12 protein-coding genes are annotated in these 15,353 nt (G+C 71.6%); 4 read left to right on the top strand and 8 right to left on the bottom strand.

Features of this window, described 5'->3' with window-relative positions:
• Window positions 1–45 precede the first annotated feature (45 nt).
• Both HZZ00_RS30830 and HZZ00_RS30825 read right to left on the bottom strand, forming a co-directional pair.
• Window positions 46–963, bottom strand: a complete 918-nt coding sequence (locus HZZ00_RS30830) for a PadR family transcriptional regulator (RefSeq protein ID WP_180329471.1) — start codon at window positions 961–963, stop codon at window positions 46–48.
• A 1-nt stretch (window position 964) separates the two neighbouring features.
• Window positions 965–1,885, bottom strand: a complete 921-nt coding sequence (locus HZZ00_RS30825) for a DUF4097 family beta strand repeat-containing protein (RefSeq protein WP_180329470.1) — start codon at window positions 1,883–1,885, stop codon at window positions 965–967.
• Window positions 1,886–2,053: 168 nt separating this feature from the next.
• Here HZZ00_RS30825 and HZZ00_RS30820 point away from each other — a divergent pair, with 168 nt between their 5' ends.
• Window positions 2,054–2,233 (top strand): DUF6104 family protein, encoded by a 180-nt coding sequence (locus HZZ00_RS30820; RefSeq protein WP_028420339.1) that lies wholly within the window; start codon window positions 2,054–2,056, stop codon window positions 2,231–2,233.
• An 87-nt stretch (window positions 2,234–2,320) separates the two neighbouring features.
• Here the strand turns inward: HZZ00_RS30820 and HZZ00_RS30815 are convergent, their stop codons facing one another.
• The 4 genes from HZZ00_RS30815 to HZZ00_RS30800 form a co-directional block, all read right to left on the bottom strand.
• Window positions 2,321–6,094 (bottom strand): multifunctional oxoglutarate decarboxylase/oxoglutarate dehydrogenase thiamine pyrophosphate-binding subunit/dihydrolipoyllysine-residue succinyltransferase subunit, encoded by a 3,774-nt coding sequence (locus HZZ00_RS30815; RefSeq protein ID WP_180329469.1) that lies wholly within the window; start codon window positions 6,092–6,094, stop codon window positions 2,321–2,323.
• A 301-nt stretch (window positions 6,095–6,395) separates the two neighbouring features.
• The gene (locus HZZ00_RS30810; RefSeq protein WP_180329468.1) at window positions 6,396–7,520 is read right to left on the bottom strand and encodes an ATP-binding protein; all 1,125 of its coding nucleotides are present in this window, start codon (window positions 7,518–7,520) and stop codon (window positions 6,396–6,398) included.
• A complete protein-coding gene (locus HZZ00_RS30805; RefSeq protein ID WP_070026761.1) occupies window positions 7,517–8,260 on the bottom strand; it encodes a response regulator transcription factor in 744 nt (247 codons plus the stop codon). Before HZZ00_RS30805 ends, HZZ00_RS30810 begins: the two co-directional genes overlap by 4 nt.
• A gap of 113 nt (window positions 8,261–8,373) precedes the next feature.
• Window positions 8,374–9,051 carry a spermidine synthase gene (locus tag HZZ00_RS30800; RefSeq protein WP_180329467.1) on the bottom strand — a complete coding sequence of 226 codons (678 nt, stop codon included), beginning with the start codon at window positions 9,049–9,051 and terminating at the stop codon, window positions 8,374–8,376.
• A gap of 182 nt (window positions 9,052–9,233) precedes the next feature.
• Here HZZ00_RS30800 and HZZ00_RS30795 point away from each other — a divergent pair, with 182 nt between their 5' ends.
• Window positions 9,234–9,983, top strand: a complete 750-nt coding sequence (locus HZZ00_RS30795) for a rhomboid-like protein (RefSeq protein WP_374028494.1) — start codon at window positions 9,234–9,236, stop codon at window positions 9,981–9,983.
• 148 nt (window positions 9,984–10,131) lie between these two features.
• The gene (lon, locus tag HZZ00_RS30790) at window positions 10,132–12,552 is read left to right on the top strand and encodes an endopeptidase La (RefSeq protein WP_180329466.1); all 2,421 of its coding nucleotides are present in this window, start codon (window positions 10,132–10,134) and stop codon (window positions 12,550–12,552) included.
• Between the two features lie 70 nt (window positions 12,553–12,622).
• Here lon and HZZ00_RS30785 read toward each other — a convergent pair whose 3' ends face one another.
• A complete protein-coding gene (locus HZZ00_RS30785; protein ID WP_180329465.1) occupies window positions 12,623–13,447 on the bottom strand; it encodes a lysozyme in 825 nt (274 codons plus the stop codon).
• A 241-nt stretch (window positions 13,448–13,688) separates the two neighbouring features.
• Here HZZ00_RS30785 and HZZ00_RS30780 point away from each other — a divergent pair, with 241 nt between their 5' ends.
• On the top strand, window positions 13,689–14,180 hold the full coding sequence (locus tag HZZ00_RS30780) for a MarR family winged helix-turn-helix transcriptional regulator (protein WP_180329464.1): 492 nt from the start codon (window positions 13,689–13,691) through the stop codon (window positions 14,178–14,180).
• 50 nt (window positions 14,181–14,230) lie between these two features.
• On the opposite strand, the gene HZZ00_RS30775 is transcribed toward HZZ00_RS30780, so the two are convergent.
• The gene (locus HZZ00_RS30775) at window positions 14,231–15,022 is read right to left on the bottom strand and encodes a protein phosphatase 2C domain-containing protein (protein ID WP_180329463.1); all 792 of its coding nucleotides are present in this window, start codon (window positions 15,020–15,022) and stop codon (window positions 14,231–14,233) included.
• Between the last annotated feature and the right edge of the window lie 331 nt (window positions 15,023–15,353).

Genomic DNA, 15,353 nt, shown 5'->3' with positions numbered 1-15,353 from the left:
GGCCCGGTTCCGGGCCCGCCCTCCGGGTACCGGTGCCGGCCGGGGTCAGGGGGCCGGCGGGCGCAGGACGGACGTGATGTCCGCCGCCGCCGTCGCCAGATGCCGCCGGGCCGCCTCCAGTTGGGCCGCCGTCACGCCGTGGTCGCGGGCCAGGTCGCGGATGTCGTCGCGGAAGCGGTCCAGGAGGCGGTCCAGGTCGCGGGCCGGGTCGTCGGTCGGGGGCTCCTTGGACCAGGCGGGGGCGGGGGGAGTGCGGGGGGCCGTCCAGTCCTTGCTGAACTCGCCGATCTCCCGGGCCAGTTCGGTCAGGCCCTCGCGGACGCCCGTCGGCCAGTCGCCCCGGGTGAAGTGGTCCTGGACCCGGCGGGCGATGCGCTGCATCTCCTCCTGGGCCTGGGCGCGGGCCCGGGCCTGGGCCTCCTGGGCCTGGTGGCGGGCCCGCTGGGCCTCCTCGCGGGCCCGCCGGCTCTCGTCCTTGGCGCGGCGGGCCTGCTCCTTCCACTCCTGGCGGACCCGGCGCATCTCCTCCTTGGCGACCCGCCAGGCGTCCTTGTCGTCCCCGGCGGAGTCCGCGCCGCGGGCCTCGGAGGCTGCGGCACGCATCTCGCGGCGCAGATCGCCCGCCGCGCCGCGCACATCGGCCCGGATCTCCGCGGCCAGCTCCGCCACCGACTCACGGATCTCCAGCTCCAGGTCGGCCAGTTCACCGCTGCGGCCGGCCAGTTCGGCGCGGCCCGCGTCGGTGATGGCGTACACCTTGCGGCCGCCCTCGGTGGTGTGGGTGACCAGGCCCTCGGCCTCCAGCTTGGCCAGGCGGGGATAGACGGTGCCCGCCGAGGGGGCGTACAGCCCCTGGAAGCGCTCCTCCAGCAGGCGGATCACCTCGTAGCCGTGGCGCGGGGCCTCGTCCAGCAGCTTGAGCAGGTACAGGCGCAGGCGCCCGTGGGCGAAGACGGGGGGCATGTCAGAGCACCTTCTTGTCGGTCGGGCCGTCGGTCGGGCCGTCGGTCGGCCCTTGGGGCGAGCCGTCGGACGCGCCGCCGGCCGGGGCGGACTCACCGGGGGACGCGGCCTCCTCGTCCTCGCGGGGCGGGCGGCGCAGCAGCGCGATCGCGCCGGAGACCGTGGTCGCCCGCAGCCGGCCGGTACCCGCGCCCAGCCGTCCGGTGATCTTGTGGGCGCCCCACTGGCCCCGCACCCGCAGGTCCTCGAAGGCATTGGAGATCCGGCCGCTCGCCGTGTTGGCCTCCACCTCCGCGTCCGCGGGGTGCGGCAGCCGGATGGCGATCTCGCCGGAGACGCTGGTGAGCCGGACGTCCGTGGGGCCGTCCGGGTCCAGGTCCACGATCATGGAACCGCTGACCGAGTCGGCGTGCACACAGGGGCCCGAGCCCTCGACCACGGTCAGGTCCCCGGAGACCGAGTTGAAGCGCAGTTCGCCGGTGACCGCCTGCGCCTCCACGTTGCCCGAGACCGTGTCCGCGCGGACCGGGCCCGAGACGCCGACCAGGGTGGTGTCGCCGGTGACGCCCTTGACCACGGTGCGGCCCCGGATGCCGGAGACCACCGCGCCGGCGCCGACCACGCCCACCTCCACCCGGGTCCCCGCCGGGACGGTCAGGGTGACGACCGCGCTGCGCCGCCAGCCCTTGTCGAACCACTTGAGGAAGCCCTTCCAGGGCAGGTCCTCGTATCCCACCGTCAGGGTGCCGCCGTCCTGGGTGACCACCAGGGGCGGGCCCTCGATGTCGGTCACCTCCAGCCGGGCCGGGCCCTCGTCCGTGCCCACGACGTTCACCGTGCCGTTGACGACGCGGACCTGGAGGTCGCTCACGGGTGTGTCGAAGGCCAGCTTCTCGGGCTCGGTGACGGACCACTCGGACATGGGAGACCTCCTCGGCCGCACGGGGTCGCGACGCGCCATATCGCGTCCACGGGAAAACACGATATATCGTGGACCGGTGAAGTCAAGGCGCTCTTCCGCGCGGAGCGGCCGCGCGCATTGCATACGCTGGTCGTGACGCACAACGCAGACGCAGGAGACGCAACCCCCATGTACTTCACCGACCGCGGTATCGAGGAGCTGGAGAAGCGGCGCGGCGAGGAGGAGATCACCTTCGAGTGGCTCGCCGAGCAGCTGCGCACCTTCGTGGACCTCAACCCCGACTTCGAGGTGCCCGTGGAGCGCCTGGCCACCTGGCTCGCCCGGCTCGACGACGAGGACGACGAGTAGGCGGGCGACGGGCGGCAGCCCGGGCAGGCCGAAGGGCCCGGTTCCTGGACGGAACCGGGCCCTTCGGTGTGTCGCCGTGCCGGAGGACTAGGCCTCGAACACCTCACGCACCAGCTGCTCCTGCTCGGCCTGGTGGCGCTTGGCGGAGCCCACCGCCGGGGACGAGGAGTGCGGGCGCGAGATGCGCCGCAGCCGCTCGCCGGCCGGGATGTCCGCGCCGACCGCCAGGTCGAGGTGGTCGATCAGGTTGAGCGCGATGAACGGCCAGGCACCCTGGTTCGCCGGCTCCTCCTGGACCCACAGGTACTTCTCGGCGTTCGGGTACTTGTTGACCTCCGCCTGGAGCTCGGCACCCGGCAGCGGGTACAGGCGCTCGATGCGGATGATCGCGGTGTCCGTGACGCCCCGCTTCTTCCGCTCGGCCTCCAGGTCGTAGTAGACCTTGCCCGAGCAGAAGACGACCTTGCGGACCGCGGCCGCGTCGGCCGTGGCGTCGCCGATGACCGGGCGGAACCCGCCGGTGGTGAACTCCTCCGCCTTGGAGGCGGCGGCCTTCAGGCGCAGCATCGACTTCGGGGTGAAGACGACCAGCGGCTTGTGGGCCGGGTTGTGCACCTGCCACCGCAGGAGGTGGAAGTAGTTCGCCGGCGAGGTGGGCATCGCCACCGTCATGTTGTTCTGCGCGCACAGCTGGAGGAAGCGCTCCGGGCGGGCGGACGAGTGGTCCGGGCCCTGGCCCTCGTAGCCGTGCGGCAGCAGCAGGACGACGCCGGAGGTCTGGCCCCACTTCTGCTCGGCCGAGGAGACGAACTCGTCGACGACGGTCTGGGCGCCGTTGACGAAGTCGCCGAACTGGGCCTCCCACATCACCAGCGCGTCGGGACGCGCGAGCGAGTAGCCGTACTCGAAGCCCATCGCCGCGTACTCGGACAGCAGCGAGTTGTAGACGTTCAGCCGCGCCTGGTCCTCGGAGAGGTACTGGAGCGGGGTGTACTCCTCGCCGGTCTCCCGGTCGATCAGCACCGCGTGGCGCTGGCCGAAGGTGCCGCGCTGGGAGTCCTGGCCCGACAGGCGGACCGGGGTGCCCTCCAGGAGCAGCGAGCCGATGGCCAGGGTCTCGCCCATGCCCCAGTCGATGGTGCCGTCCTCGACCATCGCCGCACGGCGCTGCAGCTGCGGCTGCAGCCGCGGGTGCACGGTGATGTGCTCGGGGATGTTGACCTGGGACTCGGCGATCCGCTTGACGACCTCGGAGGTGACGGCGGTGGGCACGGCGGCCGGGAAGCCGTCCTGCGACTCCTGGGCGTCCCCGCCGGCCGGCTGCGAGGTGGTGGCCTCGCGGACCTCGGTGAAGACCTTCTCCAGCTGGCCCTGGTAGTCCTGGAGGGCCTGCTCGGCCTCTTCCAGGGTGATGTCGCCGCGACCGATCAGGGACTCGGTGTAGAGCTTGCGCACCGAGCGCTTCTTGTCGATCAGGTCGTACATCAGCGGCTGGGTGAAGGCCGGGTTGTCCGACTCGTTGTGACCGCGGCGGCGGTAGCAGATGAGGTCGATCACCACGTCCTTGTTGAACGCCTGGCGGAACTCGAACGCGAGGCGCGCGACGCGGACGACGGCCTCGGGGTCGTCGCCGTTCACGTGGAAGATCGGGGCCTCGATCATGCGGGCCACGTCCGTCGCGTACATGGAGGAACGCGAGGACTCGGGGGCCGCGGTGAAGCCGACCTGGTTGTTGATGACGATGTGCACGGTGCCGCCGGTGCGGTAGCCGCGCAGCTGCGACATGTTCAGGGTCTCGGCCACCACGCCCTGGCCCGCGAAGGCCGCGTCGCCGTGGATCGCCACCGGCAGGACGGTGAAGTCCGTGCCGCCCTTGTTGATGATGTCCTGCTTGGCGCGGGCGACGCCCTCCAGGACCGGGTCGACCGCCTCCAGGTGGGAGGGGTTGGCGACCAGCGAAACCTTGATCTGCTCGCCGTCCAGGCCGGTGAAGGTGCCGTTGGCGCCCAGGTGGTACTTCACGTCGCCGGAGCCGTGCATCGACTTCGGGTCGAGGTTGCCCTCGAACTCGCGGAAGATCTGCGCGTACGACTTGCCGACGATGTTGGCGAGCACGTTCAGCCGGCCGCGGTGGGCCATGCCGATGACGACCTCGTCCAGGCGGGACTCGGCGGCCGAGTCGATCACCGCGTCGAGCAGCGGGATGACGGACTCGCCGCCCTCCAGCGAGAAGCGCTTCTGGCCGACGTACTTGGTCTGCAGGAAGGTCTCGAACGCCTCGGCCGCGTTCAGCCGGCGCAGGATGCGCAGCTGCTCCTCGCGCTCCGGCTTGGCGTGCCCGCGCTCGACGCGGTCCTGGATCCACTTGCGCTGCTTGGGGTCCTGGATGTGCATGAACTCGATGCCGGTGGTGCGGCAGTACGAGTCGCGCAGCACGCCGAGGATGTCGCGCAGCTTCATCATCGACTTGCCGGCGAAGCCGCCGACGGCGAACTCGCGCTCCAGGTCCCACAGGGTGAGGCCGTGCTCGACGATGTCCAGGTCGGGGTGCTTGCGCTGGCGGTACTCCAGCGGGTCGGTGTCGGCCATGACGTGGCCGCGGACCCGGTAGGAGTGGATCAGCTCGAAGACGCGCGCGGCCTTGGTGACGTCGTCGTCGTGGGACGCGTCGATGTCCTTGAGCCAGCGGACCGGCTCGTAGGGGATGCGCAGCGCCTCGAAGATGTCGTCGTAGAAGTTGTTCTCGCCGAGCAGCAGGTTGGCGACCTGGCGCAGGAACTCGCCGGAGGCGGCGCCCTGGATGACCCGGTGGTCGTAGGTCGACGTGAGGGTCATGACCTTGGAGACACCGAGCTTGTTCAGGGTGTCCTGGCTGGTGCCCTGGAACTCGGCCGGGTAGTCCATGGAGCCGACGCCCATGATCACGGACTGGCCGGGCATCAGCCGCGGCACGGAGTGCACGGTGCCCAGGCCGCCGGGGTTGGTCAGGGAGACCGTGACCCCGGTGAAGTCGTCCATGGTCAGCTTGCCCTCGCGGGCGCGGCGGACGATGTCCTCGTAGGCCTGCCAGAACTCGAAGAAGTTCAGGGTCTCGGCCTTCTTGATCGCCGCGACGACGAGCTGGCGGTCGCCGTTGGGCTTGACCAGGTCGATGGCGAGGCCGAGGTTGACGTGCGCCGGCTTGATCAGGGTCGGCTTGCCGTCCTTGACGCCGTACGAGTGGTTCATCGCCGGCATGGCCTTGATGGCCTGCACCATCGCGTACCCGATGAGGTGCGTGAAGGAGATCTTCCCGCCGCGGGCGCGCTTGAGGTGGTTGTTGATGACGATGCGGTTGTCGAACAGCAGCTTCACCGGGACGGCGCGGACCGAGGTGGCGGTCGGCATCTCCAGCGAGGCGTCCATGTTCTTGGCGACCGCGGCGGCGGGGCCGCGCAGCGTGACCTGCTCCGGGCCGGCCGGGGCCTCCTTCGCGGGGGCGGCCTTCGCCTTGGGCTGAGCGGGCGCCTGTGCGGGCTGCGCCGGCTTGGCCGGGGCGGGGGCGGCCTGGGCCGCGGGGGCGGGCGCCGGGGCGGGGGCCGCGGCGGGCTTCGGCGCCGGTGCGGCCGGGGCCTGCGGGGCCTTGGCGGGGGCCTCGGCCCCCGTCGCCGCACCGGCCGCGGGCGCCGGCGTGGCGGGCGCGCCGGGCTTGTAATCGGCGAAGAAGTCCCACCAGGCACGGTCTACCGAATTCGGGTCCTGGAGGTACTGCTGATAGATCTCGTCGACGAGCCACTCGTTCGCACCGAAGGCGGCCGCGGGGTTCTTCCCGGCTTGGTCGTCGGTGGAGATGCTCGAGTTACTGGGGGACTGTGGCGACACGGCGGCAACCGCCCTCTTCCGCTTCACAAGGTGATGGACAGCGGGAATAAAGGCTACGCCTTGGAGACGGGGAAGGTCAGGTCGGGCAGGTTCATCGTCGTGTAAGTCACATCGAAAATCTTGTTTCAGGGCTTGAAATGGCGGGAAACAAGCGTGGTTCCGGGTGTGCCAGGGTGCGCGGGCCCGGCCCTGCGCCTCCGGGCTGTCGCGGCCGGCGCGGGCTGCTGCGGATCACACGTGTCCAGCTGCGCGAAGACGGCGCGGACGGTCGTGGATCTTGTGCCTTCGCTGGAACTTTACGTCAACTTGAAGCGGAGTTCAGTCCCGGAAGGGTGACGATGATCCGGCAGCCTCGCTCGGATTCGGCCACACCGATCCGGCCGCCGTGCAGATCCACGGCCCAGCGGGCGATCGCCAGACCGAGCCCGGTGCCGCCGTCGCTGCCGGGGCCGTGCGGCCGGGTGACGGCGCCCCGGTTGAACCGCTCGAAGACGCGGTGCCACTCCGAGCGGGGGATGCCCGGACCCTCGTCGAGCACCTCCAGCTCCAGCGAGTCCGGCTGGGGCCCGCGGCGGGCCTTCACGGTGACCCGGCCGTGCGGCGGGCTGTGCTTGACCGCGTTGTCGATCAGATTGGCGACGACCTGGTGGATGCGCTCGGGGTCCGCGTGCGCGGTCAGCTCCGGCGGGGAGACGTCCAGGTGCAGGTGGACGTCGGTGCGGGTGTGGCTGCCGGAGCCGGAGGCGATGCCGGCGCGCGCCGAGGCGACCATGTTGGCCTCCTTCAGCACGCCCGACAGGTACGGCCACACCTCGAAGCGCCGCAGCTTGAGCGGTACGACGCCGTTGTCGAGCCGGGACAGGTCCAGCAGCGTCTCCACCAGCCGGCCGAGCCGCTCGGTCTGTTTCAGGGCCGTCCGCATGGTCTCCGGATCGGCCTCGGTGACCCCGTCGACGATGTTCTCCAGGACGGCCCGCAGCCCCGCGATGGGGGTGCGCAGCTCATGGGAGACGTTGGCGACCAGTTCCTTGCGCTGGAGGTCCTGGGCCTCCAGCTCGTCGGCCATGACGTTGATCGTCTGGGCCAGGTCGCCCAGCTCGTCCCGGCGCGACTCGCGCACCCGGCGGGTGTAGTCGCCCTGGGAGATGGAGCGGGCCACCGCGTTCATCTCGTCCAGCGGCATGGTGAGCGAGTGCGCCACGAACTGGGTGATCAGCAGGGTGGCGATCATCGAGAACACCATGATGAAGCGGAGCTCCGTCTTGGTGTGCACGGCGACGATCGACAGACCGGTGGTGATCAGGACCGCGATGACGACCAGCGCGCCCAGCTTGGTCTTGATCGAGAACGGGCGCACGCCGCCCCAGGGATCCTCGGCGCGGGGCCGGGGGTTCCCGCCTGCGGTCTGGCGCCCGTTTCCGCTCACGGGGTGGGCGTCTCCAGGGCGTAGCCGACACCGTGCACGGTGCGGATCCGCTCGGCGCCGATCTTCCGGCGCAGCGCCTTGATGTGGCTGTCGACGGTGCGGGTGCCGGAGGCGTCCGCCCAGTCCCACACCTCGGCCAGCAGCTGCTCGCGGGAGAGCACCGCGCGCGGGGTGTTGGCCAGGCACACCAGCAGGTCGAACTCGGTCGGGGTGAGGTGGACGTCCTCGGACTTCACCCGCACCCGGCGCTGCGCGTGGTCGATCTCCAGCTCGCCGAGGCGCAGAATGCCGGAGCGGGGGGTGGAGGCGGCGATGGCCGCCCGCTCCACCCGGCGCAGCAGCACGTGCACCCGCGCGGCCAGCTCGCGCATGGAGAACGGCTTGGTCATGTAGTCGTCGGCGCCGACGCCGAGGCCGACCAGCATGTCCGTCTCGTCGTCCCGCGCGGTGAGCATCAGCACCGGCACCGGGCGCTGGGCCTGCACGCGCCGGCAGACCTCCAGGCCGTCGAAGCCGGGCAGCATGATGTCGAGGATCAGCAGATCGGGCTGCCAGGCCTCGGCCGTGTCGACGGCGGCCGGTCCGTCGGCCGCGGTCTGCACGAGGAAGCCCTCGGCGCGGAGCCGGGCCGCGATGGCGTCGACGATCGTGGGGTCGTCCTCGACGACCAGCACCCGGCGCTGGGCGCCGGGAGTGGTTGTCGCCGCCGCGCCGCTCTGGGAGGTGTGTGTCTGCTCCATCGCCCGCCCCTGTTTGTTGCTTTCCGGAATCCGTGGGGTGATCCCATGACTGCGATCGACGCGCGAAAGATCCGCGTCAGGGCAGCACATTACGGGGATCGGCCGTGCCGTCGCTATCCAGGGCGGACGGCGAGGTGCACGGCGTCCGGAACTCCCCGGGCAACGGGCACCTCTTCGGTACGCACCTGTCGGAACCCGGCATTCCGCAAGGTTCCTTCAAATTCCGGAGATGGCTTCGCCGACCACACCGCGAGTACCCCGCCGGGTCTCAACACCCTTGCGCAGGAAGCAAGTCCGGCCGGTGAATACAGGTTTTCGTTGTCCTCGGTGACGGTCCAGCCGGGTCCGTTGTCGATGTCGAGGCACAGCGCGTCGAACGTGTCCGATGTCTCATTGACGTAACGGACGAGGTCGGCTTCCACGATCTCGGTGCGCGGGTCGGCGAGCGCTGCCGCGGTCAGCGCGGACAGCGGGCCCGCGCGGTGCCAGTCGACGACCGCGCGCTCCCGCTCCACGACCACGATCCGTCCCCAGCGGGGGTCTTCGGACGCGTGTGCGAGTGAGAATCCGACGCCGAGGCCGCCGACCAGTACCGACGGCGCCGGCCGTCCGTCGAGAGCGTCGTAGGCGCGGTCGATCAGCAGCCGCTCCGAGCGGCCGTCCGAAGTGTCCATCAGGAAGCAGCCGTTGGCGATGATCTGGAGCAGCGCGCCGTGCCTGCGCAGCACCACTTCGCCGTACGGGCCGTCACGCCGGTCCAGGACCACGGGGGAGTCGTCTGTGGCAGCCATGTCTCCATCCTGCTTGAACGGGGCTTTGCTTTCACGGTAATTGCGGATGCCCGGCCGGGTGCGGGTGCCGGACGCGGCCGGAACGTAGGAGGTTGCCGTGAATCCGCGCTCCGGTGGCGTCGGTCATAGACAGCGGCTTCCCGTGGCGTCGAGGCTGGTCGCGACGGAAGGAGCGCCCCACCGTGGAACGGACCGCCCCGGACCCCGTGGGCACGGACCTGCTGGACGGCGTGCCCCACCAGCGGGCCGCCGGGCCCTGGGTGCCGCCCGCCCGCCGCCGGCTCGTGCCGCCGCGGGTACGGCCCTGGCGGCTGCTGCCGACGCCCGCCGGGACACCGTTCACCTTCGGTTACGCGGTGGTCCTCGCCGTCACCTCGCTGATCGCGGCCCTGGCGCCGCCCTCCCTGGTGTACGCCCTCTACCAGGGCTCCAGCACCGACGTGGCCCATCTGGTGCGCTCGCCCGCGGTGGTGCTGCTGGCCAGCGCGCTGTGGATCGCGGGCGGGATCCTCTCTCCGTACTCGGCCGCGTTCCTCCTGGTGCTGACCGCGCTGGAGCGGCGCGTCGGCGGGGCGCGGGCGGCCTGCGTCTTCCTGGCCGGGCATGTGCTGGCCACCCTGGCGACGGAGGTCCCCGTCGGCCTGGCGGTGCTGGCCGGCCGGCTGCCGGCGACCTCCCTGCACCGCCTCGACTACGGCATCAGCTTCGGCGTCGCCGCGAGCACCGGCGCCCTGGCGGGCCTGCTGCACCCCTGGCTGCGCTGGCCCCTGCTCGCCGGGACGGCGGCCCTCCTGCTGGACGACCTGCTCGCCTACACGGACCCGATGACCGACTGGGGCCATCTGACCGCCCTGGCGATCGGCACGGCCGCCTGGCCCGTGGTGCGCCGCTGGGCGCGGCCCGCCCACGGGACGCAGAACCCGCGCGGCTAGTCGCGGCCCCCTCCCCGCGCGGCTCTTCGCGCCCCCTCCTCACCTGCGGTGTTCCGTGATCGCTGACAGCGAACACCGCGTTGGGAACATTCCCCCGGCGGCAAACATTGAGTCGGCATAGCTCAAGTTGACTGCCTAAGGGGAGATCATGGCTGCTGAGTCACCGGCGTTCACGCTCGTCCTGCCCGTGCTGCCGCTCGACGACGAGGTCGTGCTGCCCGGCATGGTGGTTCCGCTGGACCTGAGCGACGCCGAGGTACGGGCCGCGGTGGAGGCCGCACAGGCCGCCGCCCGCTCCGAACCCGGCAAGCCCAGGGTGCTGCTGGTGCCGCGGATCGACGGCACCTACGCCAGGACCGGCGTGCTGGGCACGGTCGAGCAGGTCGGCCGGCTGGCCGACGGCGACCCCGGTGCTCTGGTCCGCGGCCGCAGCCGCGTCCGCATCGGCGCCGGCACCACCGGTCCCGGCGCCGCGCTGTGGGTCGAGGGCGCCCAGGTGGCGGAGACCGTGCCGGACCCGCTGCCCGGCCAGGTCGCCGAACTCGTCAAGGAGTACAAGGCGCTGGCCACCAGCTGGCTGCGCAAGCGCGGCGCCTGGCAGGTCGTGGACCGCGTCCAGGCCATCGACGGCGTCTCCGCCCTCGCCGACAACTCCGGGTACTCGCCCTTCCTGACCACCGACCAGAAGGTCGAACTCCTGGAGACCGCCGACCCGGTGGCCCGGCTGCGGCTCGCCACCCAGCAGCTGCGCGACCACCTCGCCGAGCAGGAGGTGGCCGAGACCATCGCCAAGGACGTCCAGGAAGGCGTGGACAAGCAGCAGCGCGAGTTCCTGCTGCGCCGTCAGCTGGAGGCCGTCCGCAAGGAACTGCGCGAGCTGAACGGCGAGAAGGAGGGCGAGGAGTCCGACGACTACCGCGCCCGCGTGGAGGCCGCCGATCTCCCGGAGCGCGTCCGCGAGGCAGCGCTGAAGGAGGTCGACAAGCTGGAGCGGTCCTCCGACCAGTCGCCCGAGGGCTCCTGGATCCGCACCTGGCTGGACACCGTCCTGGAGATGCCCTGGAACGAGCGGACCGAGGACGCCTACGACATCCGCGGCGCCAAGGAGATCCTGGACGCGGAGCACGCGGGCCTGGAGGACGTCAAGGAACGCATCACCGAGTACCTGGCCGTGCGCAAGCGGCGCGGTGACCGCGGTCTCGGCGTGATCGGCGGTCGGCGCGGGGGCGCGGTGCTCGCGCTCGTCGGGCCGCCCGGCGTCGGCAAGACCAGCCTCGGCGAGTCCGTGGCCCACGCCATGGGCCGCAAGTTCGTGCGCGTCGCGCTCGGCGGCGTCCGCGACGAGGCCGAGATCCGCGGTCACCGCCGTACGTACGTCGGCGCGCTGCCCGGCCGGATCGTGCGGGCGATCAAGGAGGCCGGGTCGATGAACCCGGTGGTGCTCCTCGACGAGATCGACAAGGTGGGCTCGGACTTCCGGGGCGACCCGGCCGCCGCCCTCCTGGAGGTGCTCGACCCGGCGCAGAACCACACCTTCCGGGACCACTACCTGGAGGTGGAACTGGACCTGTCCGACGTCGTCTTCCTCGCCACGGCCAACGTCCTGGAGGCGATCCCGGAGGCGCTGGCCGACCGGATGGAGATCGTGCGCCTGGACGGCTACACCGAGGACGAGAAGGTCGTCATCGCCCGGGACCACCTGCTCCCGCGCCAGCTGGAGCGGGCCGGTCTGGAGCCCAGCGAGGTCACCCTGGAGGAGGGCGCGCTGCGCAGGCTCGCCGGGGAGTACACCCGGGAGGCGGGCGTGCGCACGCTGGAGCGGTCGATCGCCCGGCTGCTGCGCAAGATCGCGGCCCAGCACGAACTGGGCGAGCGGGAGCTGCCGTTCACCGTCGCGGACGGCGATCTGCGTGCCCTGCTCGGCCGGCCGCACCACGTGCCCGAGTCCGCGCAGGACCCGGCCGAGCGCCGTACGGCCGTGCCCGGGGTGGCGACCGGGCTCGCGGTCACCGGCGCGGGCGGCGACGTGCTCTTCGTGGAGGCGTCCCTCGCCGACCCGGAGACGGGCGCGGCGGGCCTGACCCTCACCGGTCAGCTGGGTGACGTGATGAAGGAGTCGGCGCAGATCGCGCTGAGCTTCCTGCGCAGCCACGGCGCCGAGCTGGGCCTGCCGGTGACCGACCTGAAGGACCGGGGCGTGCACGTCCACTTCCCGGCGGGCGCGGTCCCCAAGGACGGCCCGAGCGCCGGCATCACGCTGACCACCGCGCTGGCCTCGCTGCTCTCCGGCCGCCTGGTGCGCACGGACGTGGCGATGACCGGCGAGGTCTCGCTGACCGGCCGGGTGCTGCCGATCGGCGGCGTGAAGCAGAAGCTGCTCGCCGCCCAACGCGCCGGGGTGACCACCGTGATCATCCCCAAGCGCAACGAGGCCGACCTGGACGACGTCCCGGCCGAGGTGCTGGACAAGCTCGACGTGCACACGGTCGCCGACGTCCGCCAGGTCCTGGAGCTGGCGTTGTCGCCCGCGGTCGAGGGCGTGGCGCCGGAGGTTCCCGTGGCGGCGTGACGGACGCCACGGGAAAGGCGAGGCCCGGGTCCCGTGAGGGAGGCCCGGGCCTCTGCCGTGGCGGGGTGCGTCAGCCGTTGGCGAGGGCCTGGACGCGGTCGAGCGCGCCGTTGAACTTGTCGTGGTCGCCGACGGTCGGACCGGAGGAGGTGTACTGCCACATCGTGTAGTACGACCAGCCGGCCGGCAGCGTCCCCGGGTCCGAGGCGTAGCGGGCGATCCACAGCGGGTTGTTGGCCGCGAAGCCGGCGTAGTTGCCGGTGCACTCGGTCCACCAGCTGGTGGCGGTGTAGATCACGGCGTCCCGGCCGGTGAGGGACTTGTACGTGTTCAGGAAGTCCGCGATCCAGCTGACCATCTGGCTCGCGGTCTTGCCGTAGCAGGAGGCGCCGTAGGGGTTCCACTCGATGTCGAGCGCGCCGGGCAGCGTCTTGCCGTCCTTGGACCAGCCGCCGCCGTGTGCCACGAAGTAGCTCGCCTGGGTGGCGCCGCTGGTGGTGTCCGGGGTCGCGAAGTGGTACGAGCCGCGGATCATGCCCACGTTGTACGAGCCGTTGTACTGCTGGGTGAACGAGGGGTTCGTGTAGTACGTGCCCTCCGTCGCCTTGGTGTACGCCCAGCGCACACCGCTGCCGTAGAGGGTGGACCAGGCCACGTTGCCCTGGTAGTTGGAGACGTCCACGCCCTCGGTCTGGGTGGCGTCGCCGCTGGTGGGGGTGCCGTGCGTGCCGTCGTGGGCCGCGACGCCCATGCCCATGTAGGCGGTGCCGCGGGTGGGGGCGGACGCGGCCTGGGCGGAGGTGAGGGGAAGGGCGCAGGCCGCCGCCGCGAGCAGGGCCGTGACCAGGACGGCCAGCGGGCGCGGGCGGTGGGAACCGGGTCTGTGCGCAGGCATGACGTGCCTCCGGGGAGGTGGGGTGAGAGTGGGGGGAACATGGCAGTGACCTCGGGAGAAGGTGCACTGTCGTGGGCATGTCATTCGATGCCCGTCGGAAAAGCTACGCACGTAGACCACGGCGTGGGAAGGGGGTCCGGGCGCCGCCGTTGGTCTACGCCTGCGAAATACTTACCGAGCTGCGGCTATGGCGGCGTCGGGCAGAAACTTTCAGGACCGCGAAACCGATCAGGGGTGTGACGTGCACAAGAACGGAAACGGCGCAGAAGCACGCGTCGCCGAGCAGGTGACGCCCAGTGGTGCAGACCAGGAATTCCTCGCGCTGGAACGGGAGTTGACCGTGTTGCTGCGGCGCGCCCGGGCCAATCAGGGGGAGATGGCCCGCGAGGTCCACCCCGATCTGGAGTCCTCCGCCTATGGCCTGCTGATCCGGCTGGACGAGCACGGCGGGCGGCGGGCCACCGAACTCGCCGGCTACTTCGGCGTCGGCAAGGCCACCATGTCCCGCCAGCTGCGCGCCCTGGAGGAGCTGGGCCTGATCACCCGCGAGCCCGACCCCGCCGACGGCCGCGCCTGGCTCGTCACGCTCACCGAGGAGGGCAGCCGCCGGGTCGGCACGGTCCGCGAGGCCCGCCGCGCCCGGTACGTCAGCCAGCTCGCCCACTGGGACCGCCGCGAGGTCGCCGAGCTGGCCCGGCTGCTGCACCAGCTCAACGGGGTCATGGAGAAGTAACCCCCCCCGGGCCCCGACGGGCCCGGCCCCGGACCGACGCCGGCCCCGGTTCACGACAGGTCGGCGTACACCACCGTCGCGTCGTCGTGCGTCTTGCTCCGCCCGAGGTACGCCCGCTCCTCGCGGTCCGCAGCCTCCAGCCGCCGCACGCGGTCGACCAGCGAACGGGCGCCCTCCTTCTCGACCACGTCGAACAGGGCCGTCCAGTCGCCCTGGCGGAACGTCTCCGTCCAGCGGGTCGCCCCGTCCGTCAGCGCGGCCAGCGCCCCCACCGCGCGGCGGGGCACGGTCCCGGTCACCGCGCGGGCGGCGACAGAGGGGTCCGCGGCGGCCGTGAAGAAGCCGCCCTCCTTGTTGCGCAGGGTGGCGTCCACCACGGCGTCGGTGGCGAGCGCCGAGCGGGGCAGCCGGGCGAGCCGGTCGTCGAGCACCGCGGTGACCTCGCCCCGGGGCGAGCGCAGCAGCAGCGCCGAGTCGGAGAGCACCAGGTACTCGACCGCCTCCGCGCCCCAGCGGGCCAGGACGACCGTCGCCTGAGGAGTGCGCGGGTGAGAAAGCTCACAGGTTCGCGCATGTGCGCCCGCAGTGCGCTCGATCGCGCGGGAGAGGATCTCCGTCAGCGTCAGATCTCGGCCGGAAACGGTCAGTTCGGTCAGCGCGCCGCCGAGCCGCGCCGTGAACCAGGGGACGGAATGCAGACAGCCCGTCTCCGTGGCGGGCGGCGTGACTCCGTCCAGCAAGATCACACAACCGCCCTGTCCGCAGGCGGGTAGTCCGACACCGGCGAAGTCCTCGTTGGGCCGGGTCGCGTCACCGGGCTCCGAAACCAGATCAGTTCGCATCCGGCCAGTCTGCACGAGGCCTTCACGAGTTCTGCCAAAGGCTGTTAATCACCCACGGTTTGACATGAGCGCGCAGGTCAGGCGCCTGGTTTGGGCGGGAATGGCCTACTCCGAAAAAGCGCGGTGGCGAATATTGCCAAACGCCGCCCGCCGCGTCCAACCGGCCCGCCGTACGACGGCCCGGCACACGCCAGAGGAACTTGCCCGCCAACTCCCCTCCGGGGTTCACTCCTTCGGGTGGCGGGTCAGGTGATGCGCGACCACTGCCCACCGGCGCTGGGAGGGTCGGGAACCGTACGAACCGGGTGCACGCACCACTTGGCACCGAGCT

It is taken from the genome of Streptomyces sp. NEAU-sy36, from assembly GCF_013423905.1.
In the GTDB taxonomy this organism is placed as follows: domain Bacteria; phylum Actinomycetota; class Actinomycetes; order Streptomycetales; family Streptomycetaceae; genus Streptomyces; species Streptomyces misionensis.
The sequence above is the reverse complement of the archived record's forward strand: the minus strand, read 5'-3'. Positions and strand labels throughout refer to the sequence as shown.

Excerpts from the sequence above, each read along its gene's own strand:
- lon (WP_180329466.1), top strand. The coding sequence starts at position 10,132 with ATGGCTGCTGAGTCACCGGCGTTCACGCTCGTCCTGCCCGTGCTGCCG.
- HZZ00_RS30785 (WP_180329465.1), bottom strand. The coding sequence starts at position 13,447 with ATGCCTGCGCACAGACCCGGTTCCCACCGCCCGCGCCCGCTGGCCGTC.
- HZZ00_RS30825 (WP_180329470.1), bottom strand. The coding sequence starts at position 1,885 with ATGTCCGAGTGGTCCGTCACCGAGCCCGAGAAGCTGGCCTTCGACACA.
- HZZ00_RS30775 (WP_180329463.1), bottom strand. The coding sequence starts at position 15,022 with ATGCGAACTGATCTGGTTTCGGAGCCCGGTGACGCGACCCGGCCCAAC.
- HZZ00_RS30805 (WP_070026761.1), bottom strand. The coding sequence starts at position 8,260 with ATGGAGCAGACACACACCTCCCAGAGCGGCGCGGCGGCGACAACCACT.
- HZZ00_RS30800 (WP_180329467.1), bottom strand. The coding sequence starts at position 9,051 with ATGGCTGCCACAGACGACTCCCCCGTGGTCCTGGACCGGCGTGACGGC.
- HZZ00_RS30820 (WP_028420339.1), top strand. The coding sequence starts at position 2,054 with ATGTACTTCACCGACCGCGGTATCGAGGAGCTGGAGAAGCGGCGCGGC.
- HZZ00_RS30830 (WP_180329471.1), bottom strand. The coding sequence starts at position 963 with ATGCCCCCCGTCTTCGCCCACGGGCGCCTGCGCCTGTACCTGCTCAAG.